Source organism: Thiohalorhabdus sp., from assembly GCF_036628635.1.
Lineage (GTDB): Bacteria > Pseudomonadota > Gammaproteobacteria > Thiohalorhabdales > Thiohalorhabdaceae > Thiohalorhabdus.
The window spans coordinates 1-13,567 of the sequence record NZ_JAZKRM010000006.1; the positions used below are offsets into that span (position 1 = coordinate 1).

At 67.9% G+C, this 13,567-nt stretch carries 17 protein-coding genes; 15 read left to right on the top strand and 2 right to left on the bottom strand.

The genetic code is table 11. The annotated features are described in order from the left end of the window. The 3 genes from V5A19_RS03315 to V5A19_RS03325 all read left to right on the top strand — a co-directional run. Positions 1–1,272 (top strand): DUF2325 domain-containing protein (locus V5A19_RS03315; protein ID WP_332327704.1); only part of this gene is annotated, 1,272 nt, incomplete at its 5' end. Between the two features lie 189 nt (positions 1,273–1,461). Further along, positions 1,462–1,938, top strand: coding sequence for a bacterioferritin (gene bfr, locus V5A19_RS03320; protein WP_332317891.1), 477 nt, complete (start codon positions 1,462–1,464; stop codon positions 1,936–1,938). Between the two features lie 22 nt (positions 1,939–1,960). Then, positions 1,961–2,140, top strand: coding sequence for a hypothetical protein (locus V5A19_RS03325; RefSeq protein ID WP_332317892.1), 180 nt, complete (start codon positions 1,961–1,963; stop codon positions 2,138–2,140). 41 nt (positions 2,141–2,181) lie between these two features. Here V5A19_RS03325 and V5A19_RS14290 read toward each other — a convergent pair whose 3' ends face one another. Both V5A19_RS14290 and V5A19_RS03330 read right to left on the bottom strand, forming a co-directional pair. After that, positions 2,182–2,517 (bottom strand): GGDEF domain-containing protein, encoded by a 336-nt coding sequence (locus V5A19_RS14290; RefSeq protein ID WP_443081406.1) that lies wholly within the window; start codon positions 2,515–2,517, stop codon positions 2,182–2,184. Between the two features lie 316 nt (positions 2,518–2,833). After that, a complete protein-coding gene (locus V5A19_RS03330) occupies positions 2,834–3,109 on the bottom strand; it encodes a hypothetical protein (protein ID WP_332317893.1) in 276 nt (91 codons plus the stop codon). Between the two features lie 433 nt (positions 3,110–3,542). Between V5A19_RS03330 and aspS the strand changes: the two genes are divergently transcribed. The 12 genes from aspS (at position 3,543) to pal (ending at position 13,566) form a co-directional block, all read left to right on the top strand. Continuing rightward, a complete protein-coding gene (aspS, locus tag V5A19_RS03335) occupies positions 3,543–5,327 on the top strand; it encodes an aspartate--tRNA ligase (protein ID WP_332317894.1) in 1,785 nt (594 codons plus the stop codon). Positions 5,328–5,340: 13 nt separating this feature from the next. After that, positions 5,341–6,003: an alpha/beta fold hydrolase gene (locus V5A19_RS03340; RefSeq protein WP_332317895.1), complete on the top strand. Its 663-nt coding sequence runs from the start codon at positions 5,341–5,343 to the stop codon at positions 6,001–6,003. Between the two features lie 96 nt (positions 6,004–6,099). Then, positions 6,100–6,849 (top strand): YebC/PmpR family DNA-binding transcriptional regulator, encoded by a 750-nt coding sequence (locus tag V5A19_RS03345; protein WP_332317896.1) that lies wholly within the window; start codon positions 6,100–6,102, stop codon positions 6,847–6,849. Positions 6,850–6,883: 34 nt separating this feature from the next. Beyond that, entirely contained in the window at positions 6,884–7,396 is a 513-nt protein-coding gene (ruvC, locus tag V5A19_RS03350) for a crossover junction endodeoxyribonuclease RuvC (protein ID WP_332317897.1), read from the top strand. Next, positions 7,393–7,992, top strand: coding sequence for a Holliday junction branch migration protein RuvA (ruvA, locus tag V5A19_RS03355; protein ID WP_332317898.1), 600 nt, complete (start codon positions 7,393–7,395; stop codon positions 7,990–7,992). The genes ruvC and ruvA overlap by 4 nt, the downstream gene beginning before the upstream one ends. Positions 7,993–7,998: 6 nt before the next feature. After that, a complete protein-coding gene (gene ruvB, locus V5A19_RS03360) occupies positions 7,999–9,042 on the top strand; it encodes a Holliday junction branch migration DNA helicase RuvB (RefSeq protein WP_332317899.1) in 1,044 nt (347 codons plus the stop codon). Between the two features lie 5 nt (positions 9,043–9,047). Further along, complete coding sequence (gene ybgC / locus V5A19_RS03365; protein WP_332317989.1) at positions 9,048–9,455, top strand: tol-pal system-associated acyl-CoA thioesterase; 408 nt, start codon at positions 9,048–9,050, stop codon at positions 9,453–9,455. Between the two features lie 250 nt (positions 9,456–9,705). After that, on the top strand, positions 9,706–10,383 hold the full coding sequence (tolQ, locus tag V5A19_RS03370; protein WP_332317900.1) for a protein TolQ: 678 nt from the start codon (positions 9,706–9,708) through the stop codon (positions 10,381–10,383). A 9-nt stretch (positions 10,384–10,392) separates the two neighbouring features. After that, entirely contained in the window at positions 10,393–10,800 is a 408-nt protein-coding gene (locus V5A19_RS03375; protein ID WP_332317901.1) for a biopolymer transporter ExbD, read from the top strand. After that, positions 10,797–11,660 (top strand): cell envelope integrity protein TolA, encoded by an 864-nt coding sequence (locus V5A19_RS03380; protein WP_332317902.1) that lies wholly within the window; start codon positions 10,797–10,799, stop codon positions 11,658–11,660. The genes V5A19_RS03375 and V5A19_RS03380 overlap by 4 nt, the downstream gene beginning before the upstream one ends. Continuing rightward, positions 11,657–12,946, top strand: a complete 1,290-nt coding sequence (gene tolB, locus V5A19_RS03385) for a Tol-Pal system beta propeller repeat protein TolB (protein ID WP_332317903.1) — start codon at positions 11,657–11,659, stop codon at positions 12,944–12,946. Before V5A19_RS03380 ends, tolB begins: the two co-directional genes overlap by 4 nt. Before the next feature lie 29 nt (positions 12,947–12,975). Continuing rightward, positions 12,976–13,566: a peptidoglycan-associated lipoprotein Pal gene (pal, locus tag V5A19_RS03390; protein WP_332317904.1), complete on the top strand. Its 591-nt coding sequence runs from the start codon at positions 12,976–12,978 to the stop codon at positions 13,564–13,566. Position 13,567: the final 1 nt, after the last annotated feature.

Genomic DNA, 13,567 nt, shown 5'->3' on the forward strand with positions numbered 1-13,567 from the left:
GATCCCGTCGCGGAGCTGTTCCCGAAGCGATCGGGGCCCTCCACGGCGCCGGCTCCCGCCGTCCGCTTGCCCGAGTCCGATCAATGCTGCCGGAGCGAGGCCTCGGTGTTCCGGGGCGAGAGCCAAGCGCCCGGCAAGGCTCGGCGCAAGCTCTGGCACCTGCCGCACCGCTTCCACTGCGCCGTCATTGGCACCTGCCTGGGAGTGGACGAGCTGCGGGGCCTGGCGCCGGAGGTGGGCCTGGGCGAGGTGCGCGGGCTGTCTGACTACGAGGTGCACACCCGCTTCGTGGGCATGGCGGGCGAGAAAAACCCGCTGAGCCAGCGCCTGCAGGGCCTGCTCGACCGCCGCTATCGGGGCGCGGTGCGCCGTTTCCGACGCCTGCGCGACGAGCAGGCCCTGCGCCAACAATGGCAGGGGGATCTTGCCGAGGGCCGCATCGCCGGGGCCTTCTGGGCGCTCGTCAGCCACCCCGCCACCACCGCGGGCTTGGCCTACGAGATCTACGGAGAGATCCACATGCTCGGCCATCAGGTAGGGGCTGGCATACGCTCGGGTTTGCGCCGCCTTTCGGAGCTGGAGTCGCGCGCCAAGGAGCTGTCTGATCAGCTTGGCCGTGCCGAGCAGCGGGCCCACGAGCACTTGAACGCGAAGCAGCGGACCCTGGAGGAGCGGGACCGTTGGCGGGATCGGGCTCGACAGGCCGAGTCAAGGGCCTCGCAGGCGGAGGTCGCCCTCCGTGAGTGGGAGCAGGGCGAGCGCACCCGCGCCCTTGAGCGTCGCATCCAGCAGCTCGAGCGCGAGGTGCGCCACCATGCCCGGCGCGCGGATCGAGCCGAGCAGGCGCGGGAGGCTGCCGCCGCGAACAATCCCTCGGCAGCCAAGTCTCCGGCCCCGGTTGGGTGTGAAGAAGTGGCCGGGGAGGCGAGCGGTGAGCCGGCCTGCCGGCCCGACCTGAACGGCCGCTGCATCCTGTGCGTCGGGGGACGCCGGGGCCTGAGCGACCGTTACCGGGAGGTGGTGGAGGAAGCGGGGGGCGAGCTCCTCTACCACGACGGCGGCATCGAGCACAGTGGCCAGCGTCTGCGGCAGTTGCTGGAGCGGGCCGATCAGGTGGTGTGCCCCGTGGATTGTGTCAGCCACCAGGCCACCCGCTGCGTCAAGGACCACTGCAAGCGCTCCGGTATGCCTTGCCTGTTCCTGGAAAGCGCCAGCGTCACCGCCCTGGAGCGGGCGCTTCCGGCTCTGGAGCAAGCGGGCGCCGGCGGATAGGGCTTTAACGGTGGTAAAAATTAAAGTTGTTAGCAATAAAAAGCTTTTTTTGTCAGCCACTTGCAATTTTTTAATGGTGGATATGGGGTTCCCTAGGTCAGACTGGGAGGTTACTATTTATTGCCTAGTGCCCGGTTCCGCCGCCCTGGGCGGGGAGGGCGCCACAATGTAATCGGATCGGAGCTCGCCATGAAGGGTGATAGCAAGGTCATCGAGTATCTCAATCAGGCCATTACCAATGAGCTGACGGCCATCAACCAGTATTTTGTGCACGCCAAGATGTGCGCGGACTGGGGACTGGAGAATCTGGCCAAGGTGACCCGGGATGAGAGCATCGACGAGATGCGGCACGCCGAGGAGCTCATGGAGCAGATCCTGTTCCTCGAGGGCCTGCCCAATCTGCAGGATATCAAGAAGCTGCGCATCGGCGAGGACGTCCAGGAGCAACTGCGCAACGACCTCGCCCTGGAGCACGAGGCCAATCCGGTGCTGCGCGAGGCCATCAACTACTGCCGCGACCATAGCGATGATGTGTCCAAAGCGCTGTTCCAGAAGATCCTCGACGACGAGGAGGAGCACGTGGACTTCCTGGAGACTCAGCTCGAGCTGATCGACAAGGTGGGACTGCCCAACTACCTGCAGAGCCAGATGGCGTCGGCCGAATAGGTCCAGTGGTTCACCCGCAGCGTTGGGGTCGGCCAAGCCGACTGGCCACGATGCCCGCGAGGGGCGCCTGAACAACCTGACCCATGCCCCGACTGGGTACGAGGATCCGGATCTGGTGGGAGGCAGCGCCCTGTTCGGCGCCTCCCTGGTGGCGCTGTATACGGTCTCGGCGATCTATCACGGTCTGCGCTCGCCGTGCTGACGGCGGTGGCGGCCCTGAGCTGGTGAGGCAGGCAGAAGCGCTCAGGCGGTGGAGTGCACCTCTGGGTGGCCGTCGGGCACGGTCCAAACGGCAACCCGGTTGCGGCCGCTGTCCTTGGCCTTGTACAGGGCCTGATCGGCCTCGCGGAACAGCTGGTCGGAGTCCGGCTCCGGCTTGTCGGGCCGATGGCCGCTGATGCCGATGCTGGCGGTATGGGTAGCTCCGGGGAAAGGCCCTGTAGGTGCAAGAGCAAGCGCTGGGCCCGCTCGGCGGCGTGGTTCGGGTCGCTGCCGGGCGTGACCACGACGAACTCCTCGTCGCCGTACCGGGCGATCAAATTGACCTCCTGAAATTCCTCCTCGCTGGTCTGGGCCCACCCCCTGAGTGCCGTTCGCCCACGTCTTGGCCGTGACGATCGTTGAGGTCCGTGAAGTGGCCCAGGTCTACGATGAGAAGGGACAGGGGCTGACCCGCCGCGCTGGGCGTTCTCGAGGAGAGAAGGGGCCTCGTCGGTGAGGAAGCGCTTGTTGTAGAGGTTGGTCAGGCCGTCGGTGACCGACAGCCGTTCCATAACCTTTTTCTGGGTGTAAAGCTTCTTGTAGGCGTAGCGCAGGGCCAGCAGTTTGTTCATGCGGGCGAATAGCTCTTCCGGATGGAAGGGGTCGTGGATGTCTCGTCTTTGGCCACGTACCGCTAGCTGGCGATGTGGTTGTCGGCCCCCTCGGGGCTGGTGACCTTTTGCATGGGCAGTAGCGAAAGGGCATCGTCCCGCGCCCGAATCCGCCGCCCGAAATCCATACCGGTGCGCTCGCCGTCCGAGAAGAAATCGGACAGCACCGAGGCGAACTCGAAGCCCAGTTCGTCGAGCGGCGTCTCGGCGGTGATTACATGACGCACCTGGAGCTTGAACTGGTCCAGGTAATGGAAGGTGACGGCGGCGAAGGTCTGGCTGTTTTCCCGGAGCAGCACCCGCCGGGCAGCTTGCGCTCTTCCCGGGGTTGGGACTGGACGGCCCCGCTCGCCTGTTCCGACCCGGCAACCTGCCCTGCCACGCTTCTCCCTTCCGGGAAACGGCCCCCGATAATGGATGGATCTCCGCGAATTTACTGAAGGAGCTGGGGGACGGGCCAGCTTTTAGCCCGCAATGGCTATCCGCCCTTGCCCGCGAAGCATGGGCCAAGGGACGCTTATACCGATCCCAGGGGTCTGTCTGGGCATTCCCAGCCGCTCGGCCGGGTCCCCTGGACCGGCTGCGTAGTGGGGGAATCAGGCGCTAGGGCAACCCGCCTCGGTCCTGGCTAAAGGCCCGAAAGAGGCCCTACCTTGCTTGGCGGGGCCGGGCGCCGTACCATTTGCGCCTTTGCGTGCCCGGGGCGCGCGGGCCAATTCAGGAAGGACGACCATGCGCAGCCATCTTTGCACCGATCTTGGGCGCGATGATATCGGCGCCGAGCTCGCCGTCTGCGGCTGGGTGCACCGCCGCCGTGATCACGGCGGGGTCATTTTCATCGATCTGCGCGACCGTTCCGGGCTGCTGCAGGTGGTCTTCCATCCGGACCAGGAGGCCATCTTCGGCGACGCCCACCAGCTGCGCAACGAGTGGGTGCTGTGGGTGCGCGGCACCCTGCGCGAGCGGCCGGAAGGCACCCGCAACCCCGAGCTGGGCACCGGTGAGGTGGAGCTGGTGGCCGAGGATCTGGCGGTGCTCAACCAGGCCGAGACGCCGCCCTTCCAGCTGGACGAAGCCGAGGGCGTGGGCGAGGAGATCCGGCTGCGCCACCGCTACATCGACCTGCGACGGCCCGAGATGGCGGCCAACCTGCGCCTGCGCCACCGCGTCATCCAGACCATGCACCGCTTCCTCGACGACCGCGATTTCGTGGAGGTGGAAACCCCGGTGCTGACCCGCTCCACGCCCGAAGGCGCGCGCGACTACCTGGTGCCGTCGCGGACCCATCCCGGTGCCTTCTTCGCCCTGCCGCAGAGCCCCCAGTTGTTCAAGCAGCTGCTCATGGCCGCCGGCATGGAGCGCTATTACCAGGTGGCCAAGTGCTTCCGCGACGAGGATCTGCGCGCTGACCGCCAGCCCGAGTTCACCCAGCTCGATCTGGAGGTCTCCTTCCTGGAGGAGGAGGCCATCATCGACCTGACGGAGGCCATGGTCCGCCAGGTGTTCGAGGCGGTGGACGAGCCCGGGCTGCCCGAGCCTTTCCCGCGCATGACCTACGCCGAGGCCACCCGCCGCTTCGGCAGCGACCGCCCGGACATGCGCAATCCCCTCGAGCTCACCGAGCTCACCGACGTCATGGCCGAGGTGGACTTCAAGGTCTTCCGCGAGCCGGCGGTGAGCGGCGGCCGGGTCGCCGCCCTGCGCCTGCCCGGCGGCGGTGAGCTGTCGCGCAAGGAGATCGACGACTACACCGAGTTCGTCGGCCGCTACGGGGCCAAGGGTCTGGCCTACATCAAGGTCAACGACGCCGCCGCCGGCAGCGACGGTCTGCAGTCGCCCATCCTCAAGTTCCTGCCCGAGGCAGTGGTCGCCACCGTGCTCGAGCGCACCGGCGCCGAGACCGGGGACATGATCTTCTTCGGCGCCGACACCCGCATCGTGGTCAACGAGGCCCTGGGTGCCCTGCGCGAGCGGCTGGGCCTGGGCCGCGGCTTCACCGGGTCCGGTTGGGCGCCGTTGTGGATCACCGACTTCCCCATGTTCGAGTGGGACGACGAGACCCGGCGGTTCGAGCCCCTGCACCATCCGTTTACCGCGCCCTATCCGGAGCACGTGGACAGGCTGGAAGCCGACCCCGGTGGCTGCCTGTCGCGGGCCTACGATCTGGTCCTCAACGGCGCCGAGGTCGCCGGCGGCTCCATCCGTATCCACGACCCCGACACCCAGCGACGGGTGTTCAGCGCCCTCGGTATCGATGCCGAGGCGGCCCAGGAGAAGTTCGGCTTCCTGCTCGATGCCTTCCGCTTCGGGGCGCCCCCGCACGGCGGCCTGGCCTTTGGTATCGACCGCCTGGTGGCGCTGCTCGCCGGGTCCGATTCCATCCGCGACGTCATCGCCTTCCCCAAGACTCAGCGCGCCAGCTGCCTGCAGACCCAGGCCCCGGCGGAGGTGGAGCCGGGCCAGCTCAACGAGCTGGGGCTGCGGATCAGTAAGACCGCAGCCGGCGGTGGCTCCTGAGGACACCCGACCGGTGAGCGGGCCCGGACGGCCGGTGGTCCTGATTCACGGCCTGTGGATGCGGTCCCTGACCTTGGTGCCATTGGCCCGGCGTCTGCGCCGGTACGGGTTCAACCCCCACCGCTTCGACTACCGGACCCGCCACGGCACCATTGCCGACCACGCGGCTGCCCTGGATGCCTGGCTGGGCGAGCGCTTTACCCCGGGCCAGCCCCTGCATTTCGTCGGTCACAGCCTGGGCGGCGTAATCCTGCGCGCACTGGCGGCGCGCAACCCGGCGTGGTTCGAGGGGGCGCGGACGGTCATGCTGGGCACGCCCAATCAGCGGCCGTCGGGGACGGACTTCCTGAGGCAATCGCGCGCGGGGCGATGGTGGCTGGGCATGGCGGGACGCGAGGTGGCCGCGGGGCGGCCGAGCCAACTGCCGGTGCCGTCGGGTGTGGTGGGCATCATCGCCGGTACGCGCAGCCGCTGGTGGACCCGCTGGCTGCTCGAAGGCCCCAACGACGGCATGGTGCGGGTAGCCGAAACCTGCCTAGACGGTGTCGAGGTGGTTACCTTGCCGGTGGGCCACATGGGCCTGATGTTCCGCCAACCGGTCGTGGAAGCGACCGCTCACTTTCTCCAAACTGGCCGTTTCGACGGCAATGGTGAGCCGGCCCGGGGGCTGTGCTAGAATCCCGGCAACGTTAGCCGCGTCTCTAACGCGGCGACTCAGACCGGATTCCCCACCGGCCCTTCCGGGGCGGTGCCCGCAGCAGGAGGTTCGGCCATGGCCGGGCACAGCAAATGGGCTAACATCAAGCACCGCAAGGCGGCGCAGGATGCCAAGCGGGGCAAGATCTTCACCCGTCTGATCAAGGAGATCACCGTGGCCGCCCGTATGGGCGGCGGCGACCCCGAGGCCAATTCCCGGCTTCGCCAGGCGGTTGACAAGGCCCTGGCCAACAACATGCCCAAGGACAACATCGACCGCGCCATCAAGCGCGGCACGGGCGAGCTGGAAGGGGTCAGCTACGAGGAGGCCACCTACGAGGGCTACGCCCCCGGTGGTGTGGCGGTGCTGGTGGAAGCCATGACCGACAACAAGAACCGCACCGTCAGCGAGATCCGCAACAGTTTCTCCAAGCACGGCGGCAACCTGGGCGAGAACGGCTGCGCCGAGCACCTGTTCCACAAGGTGGGCATGCTGGTATTCGACGGCGAGGACATCGACGAGGACGCCCTCCTGGAGGCCGCCATGGAGGCTGGGGCCGACGACATGGAGGCCGAGGCCGGGCAGTTCACGGTCTACACCGAGCCGAGGGACTTCACCGACGTCAAGGCCAATATGGAGACCGCCGGCTGGCAGCCGTCGGTGGCCGAGGTGACCATGAAGCCCGAGACCACCGTGCACGTCGAGGGTAAGCAGGCGGAGCAGGTGCTCAAGCTGCTCGAGGCCCTCGAGGACTCCGACGACGTCCAGAACGTCTACGCCAACTACGACATCCCCGATGAGGTCTTCGAGCGGGTCACGGCCTAGGCCGCGGCTGCGGGCCCAAGGGTAAGGAGGGGGCATGCGGGTAGTCGGCATCGACCCGGGATCCCGGACGACCGGGATCGGGATCGTCGAGGCCGAAGGCGGCCGACTGCACGCCCTCCATTATCGGGCCCTGGGCCTGGGCGATGGCCCTTTCCCCGAGCGGCTCGGCCACCTCTTCCGCGAGGTGTGTGCTGCGGTAGGGGACTACGGTGCCGAGGCGGCAGCGGTGGAGACCGTCTACGTCAAGCGCAACATCGATTCCGCCCTTAAGCTGGGCCAGGCCCGCGGCGCCGCCATCGCCGCCCTGGTGGATGCCGGCCTGGAGGTGGGCGAGTACACCCCGGCCGTGATCAAGGAGGCGGTGGTGGGGCGCGGATCGGCCGGCAAGGACCAGGTGGGCTTCATGATCCAACGCCTGCTGGGCCTGCCCGAGGCCGCCCCCGAGGACGCCGCCGACGCCCTGGCGGTTGCCGTTTGCCACAGCCATCACCTCCAAGCCGGCGCCCGCCTGCGGGCCGCTGGCGCCCCTGGCGGTAAACGGTCATGATCGGCCACCTGCGCGGCCCCGTCCTGGAGAAGGAGCCCCCTACCCTGATCGTCGAGGCCGGCGGCGTGGGCTACACCGTTGACGCGCCGCTGTCCACCTTCTACCACCTTCCCGCGGTGGGTGAGGAGGTGAGCCTGCGCATCCACACCGTGGTGCGCGACGATGCCATCCAGCTGTTCGGCTTCCTGACGCGGGACGAGCAGCGGCTGTTCACTGCGCTGCTGCGCGTCAGCGGCGTGGGCGCCAAGCTCGCACTGCAGGTGCTGTCCGGTCTGCCGCCGGCGGAGCTGTGGCGCTGCGTGCAGGACAACGACCTGGCGCGCATGAGCCAGGTCCCGGGCATCGGCAAGAAGACCGCGCAGCGATTGGTGATGGAGCTGCGCGACACGCTCCAGGCGCCGGCGGCCGGCGAGGAGGGCAGCGGTGGGCCGTCGGCCGGGCCTGCCAGCGGCGGGCCCCGGCAGGAAGCAGTGGCGGCGCTCCAAGAGCTGGGCTACAGTGCCGAACAGGCCGAGCGCGCGGTGGGCGGCGTCGGCGAGGCGGACCTGTCGGTGGAGGAGCTGCTCAAGCGCTCGCTCCGGCAAATGGCCAGGTAAGCGGATATGGAGCCGGACCCCCAGCCCGAACGCGTCATCGACGCCCAAGCCACCGGCGAAGAGGGCGGCCAGGACACTGTTCTGCGGCCTCACCGACTGGCCGAATACGAAGGCCAGCCGCGGGTGCGTGAGCACCTAGAGGTGTTCGTGCCGGCGGCCCGGGAGCGCGGCGAGTCCCTGGACCACTGCCTTTTGTTCGGCCCCCCGGGTCTGGGCAAGACCACCCTGGCCCACATCATCGCCAACGAGATGGGGGCCAGCCTCAAGGTGACCTCCGGGCCGGTGCTGGAGAAGGCCGGCGATCTGGCCGCCCTGCTCACCAACCTGGCCCCCTTCGATGTCCTGTTCATCGACGAGATCCACCGCCTGCCACCGGCCGTGGAGGAGGTCCTCTACCCGGCTCTGGAGGATTACCAGATCGACATCGTCATCGGCGAGGGCCCGGCGGCGCGCTCCATCAAGCTGGACCTGCCGCCGTTTACCCTGGTGGGCGCCACCACCCGCGCCGGCCTGCTGACGTCGCCGCTGCGCGACCGCTTCGGGATCACCTTGCGCCTTGATTTCTATGGGCTCGAGGACTTGGCCCGGATCGTGGAGCGCTCCGCCCGTCTCCTGGGGGTAACGGTGGAGGCCGAGGGCGCCTGTGAGATCGCCCGGCGCTCGCGCGGCACGCCCCGGGTGGCCAACCGTCTGCTGCGGCGCGTCCGCGATTGCGCCGAGGTGCGTGCCGACGGCGTCGTCACCCGCGCCGTGGCCGACGACGCCCTGGCCATGCTGGAGGTGGATCCGGCGGGACTGGACAAGCTGGACCAGAAATTGCTTGGGGCCCTGATCGAGAAATTCGGCGGCGGGCCTGTGGGCTTGACTAACCTGGCGGCGGCCATCGGCGAAGAGGCCGATACCATCGAGGATGTGCTCGAGCCCTACCTGATCCAGCAAGGCTATCTGCAGCGCACTGCCCGGGGACGCTGCGCCACCCCCCTGGCCTACCGTCATTTGGGCCTGGGCGGTGAGGGGGCCGAAGGCGCAAGCCAGGACCGGCTGCTTTGACCACCGTGGTGGGGGAGATGCCCGTCCGGGTGTACTACGAGGACACCGATCACGGTGGCGGGGTCTATTACGCCAACTACCTGCGCTTCTTCGAGCGCGGTCGCACCGAGCTGCTGCGCTCCCTGGGCTTCGAGCAGGACGCCCTGGCGGGGAAACAGGGGGTCCTGTTCGTTGTCTGTCGGGTCGAGGTGGACTATCTGCGCCCAGCGGTATTCAACGATCTCCTGCGCGTGATTACGGAGGTGGCGGAGCTGGGTCGGGCCCGGGTGGTGTTCGAGCAGGCGGTCTATCGGCAGGATGAGCACCGCCCGCTGTGCCAGGGCAGGGTGACGGTGGCTTGCGTCGAGGGGGAGAGCTTCCAACCCGCCCGCATCCCCGAGGGGATACGCCAGGCCCTGGGCTACGGCCACTAACCGCCCGTTGAAAAACGTCGCGCGGACCGCTTCGCTGCTTCGCCGATTTAAAAAACCAGGCGGGGGCGGGCACCGCACCAGGCCGGCTGGGAGGCGGACACCGCGCAGCGACTGAAGCCCACACCGGGGCCGGTCGGGGAGGGGCAAGGGGTAACGCGCCAGCCGCCCTCCGCAACCGTTTTGATAGGCGCCCAAGCCCGATTTCCGGCGGCGGCGTCCCCGAACAACGACATGGGAGCCCGCAAACGCGATGGAAGGCGAGACCACCTACTCGGCATGGGACCTGATCCTGGGAGCCGGCCCCCTGGTGCAGGGGGTAATGTTGGTGCTGCTGGCGGCCTCGGTAGCCTCCTGGGTGGTGATCTATGTCAAGGCCCGGGAGATGTTGGGGGCCTCTCGAGCCGAGCAGGCTTTCGACGGTCTCTATCATCGGGCCAGGGATCTGGACCAGCTAGTGACCGGGATCGGGCGGGAGCGCGAGGCCGCTCGCAGCGGCTCGGCGGCGGTTTTGCGCGCCGGCTACCACCAGGTGCGGCGATTACTGGAGGACGGCCTGCCGCGGGGCGACGTTCGGGAAGCCGCCCGTCGCGCCATGCGGGTGGCGGTTAGCCAGCATGTCGACCGGCTCGATAGCAACCTCGCCTACCTGGCCGTGGTGGCCTCGGCGGCGCCCTTCGTGGGGCTATTCGGTACGGTCTGGGGCATCATGAACAGCTTCCAAAACATCGGCGCCATGGGCCAGGCCACCCTGGCGGTGGTGGCCCCGGGCATCGCCGAGGCCCTGATCGCCACCGCCTTCGGTCTGGGTGCGGCGATCCCCGCCGTAGTAGCCTACAATATGCTAACCCGCCGGGTGGAGCACCATCACACCCGTCTGGAGAATTTCGCCGACGATCTCACCGGCGTGTTCGAGCGGCAGGCAGGGTAGGGCGCCGGCATGGCCTATCGTCGCCGCAAGCTCATGGGCGAGATCAACATCATCCCCTTAGTGGACGTGGTGCTGGTGCTTCTCGTGGTGTTCATGATGACCGCCCCCATGCTGACCCAAGGCGTCAAGGTGGATCTGCCCCAGACCCAATCGGCGCCCCTGAAGGCGGAGCGGGAGCCGCTTGAGGTGACCGTCCGGCAGGACGGCATCTACTTGCAGAAAACCCGCATCGCCAACCCGCGCGAGAACCTGGCCGCCAAGGTCCAGGCCATACTGGCGGAAGGGGCCGCGCAACGGGTCCTGCTTCGGGGGCAGAAGGATGTTCCCTACGAAGCGGTGGTGGTGGCGCTGAATTTGCTCCGTCAGGGCGGTATCCAAAAGGTGGATCTGGTCACCGAGCCGCTGAGTCAGGGATGAACCGCCTCTGGCTGCAGGGTCTGACTTTTTCCGTGCTGGTGCACGTTCTCATGCTCTCTGCGGGGTTGGTATGGACCTTGCTTAGTCATACCGAACCGCCCGAGCCCCAGCCCATGGAGGCCCGCTTGGTGGCTCCGGAGTCCAAGGCCGAGGCGCCCGCTCAGCCGGAAAGCCCGGAGCCGGCGGATGCTGCCACCGAGCGGGAGGCCGACCCCGGGGAGTCCGCCCCAAAGCCTCGGCCCGAGGCCCAGGCGGTTCCCGAGCCCGATTCCGCACCCGACAAGACCCCGGGGCCGGCGATCAAGACCCCGGAGCAGGCGGTGCTCAAGAAGCGCCTGGCCAAGCGCGAGCCGGAGAAGAAAGAGCCGGCGCCGGAGCCGGAGGAAACGGCACCCGAGCCCGAGGAGCCCGAGCGGGAGAAGCCTGAGGAAGGCGAGCCGGGGCCCGCGAAGAATAGCGCCCCGGAAAAGCCTTCAGAGCCCGAGCCCATCCTGAGCGAGGAGCTGTCTAACCGGATCGCCGAGGTGGCCGACCAGGGCGACGCGAAGAGAGGCTCCCTGCGCCAGCGGCAAGCGGTGGCCCGTTTCCAGGAGGCGGTGCGCAGCCGGGTCCAGTCCAACTGGCTGTTACCCCCGGGGCTCGAGGATCGCGGCGAGCTGTCGGCTAGGGTCCGGATCGCCCTTACCACCGGCGGCGAACTGGCGGCGCCACCGGAGGTGGTGGCCTCTAACGGGCCCGGTTACTTCAACAGCTCGGTGGTACGGGCGGTGGAGAAGGCGGCCCCTTTCCCCATGCCCGACGGTCCCACCCAGTATTTTCAGGAGCTTGAGCTCCACTTCAGCCCGGATATGGTCCAATGATGCGAATCTTGCCGCTGCTGGCCGCCGTCGTTCTGGCCGGCTGGGTGCCGGCTGCCGGCGCCGTGCTCTCCATCGACATCCGTCAGGGGGTGCGCGATCCGTTTCCGGTGGCGGTGGTGCCATTCGGCTGGGAAGGCGAAGGCGAGCGCCCCTTTGACCTCGGTGGTTTGGTGGCGGGCGACCTGAAACGCTCCGGCCTGTTCCGCCCGGTCGACCCGAAGGCGTTCCTGAGCCGGCCCCACAGCCCGAACGGCGTAACCTACAAGGACTGGCGGCTGGTGGGGGCCGATGCCCTGGTTATCGGGCGCATGTTGCCGGCCGCGGAAGGCCAAGTGGAGGTGCGGTTCCGACTGTTCGACGTCTACGATCAGGCTCAGCTAACCGGTGTGCGCTATGTGGTCGATGCCGGAAAGCTGCGCGAGGTGGGCCACCGCATTGCCGACCGCATCCACACCGAGCTGGTCGGCTGGTCGGGGGCCTTCAACACTCGGCTGGCCTATGTGGTCAAAGAAGATGGGCGCTTCCGGCTTATGGTCGCCGACGCCGACGGAGCCAACCCGAGAACGGTGCTCACCAGCGGCGAGCCTGTCATGTCTCCGGCCTGGGGTCCCGAGGGCAAGCGGTTGGCCTATGTCTCCTTCGAGCGGGGAGGATCCACGGTCTATGTGCAGGATCTGGAAAGTGGCAAGCGCTCCACCCTGGCCGCTTACGAGGGCATCAATTCCGCCCCGGTGTTCTCACCGGAAGGGGAAAAACTGGCCCTGACCCTGTCCAAGGCCGGCAACCCCGAGCTCTATGTGCTGGATCTGGGCTCCCGCCGCATGCGCCGGCTGACCCGCAGCGGGGGTATCGACACCGAGCCCACCTGGGGGCCAGAAGGTGAGAACCTCGTATTCACCTCCGACCGGGGCGGCACACCTCAGCTTTACCGGGTCGCCGCCACCGGGGGCGAGCCCGAGCGGCTGACCTTCGAGGGCCGCTACAACGCCGCCCCGAGCTGGTCCCCACGGGGTGACCGCCTGGCCTTTGTCCACGGCGATGGCAATCGCTTCGCCATCGCGGTGATGGAGCTGGACAGTGGATCCATGCGTACCGTCACGGGCTTCGGCCTCAATGAGGCGCCCAGCTTTGCCCCCAATGGCCGCATGATCCTGTACGCTACACAGGGTCCCGGCGGGGCCGGCGAGCTGGCCACCGTATCGGTGGACGGCAATGTTCAGCAGCGGATCCAGCGCGAGCGCTCCGGGGATGTCCGCGAGCCGGCGTGGTCCCCTCTGCCCGAATGAGGCGCAAACTGATAGAAGGGAGTAACCGCATGGTCGTAAAAGGTGGGATGATGTTCGGGCTGGGCCTGATCGGCCTGTTGGTCCTCGGCGGCTGCGCCACCCCGGGTGAGCGCCAAGCTGAGCAGGAACAGCCGCCGTCGACGGCTGGGGACGGTCCGCCCCTTGAGGAGCAGCAGGAGGAGGCCGAAGGAGCCACCGCCGAGGGCCTGGGAGCCGCCGAATCCGCCGAGGGCGCTGCCCTGGGGGCGGACCAAGAGGAAGCCGTAACCAAGCCCGAGGAGCACCGTGTGTTCTTCGAATTCGACAGCTCCAAGCTCTCGGATGAAGCGCGCAAGCGGATCCGGAAGCACGCCGACTACCTCCAGGCCAATCCGGGCATTCGGGTGACCCTGGAAGGACATGCCGACGAGCGGGGTAGCCGAGAATACAATCTGGGTCTGGGAGAGCGCCGGGCCAAATCCGTGCGTCGCATCTTGCTGGTGAACGGGATTAGCTCGGAGCGTCTCGAGGTGGTCAGCTTTGGTGAGGAGAAGCCCCTGATGGAAGGCAGCACCGAGGAGGCGTACGCCCGCAACCGGCGGGTTAACCTGGCCTATGACCGCGATCGGGATGAGGGCTAGC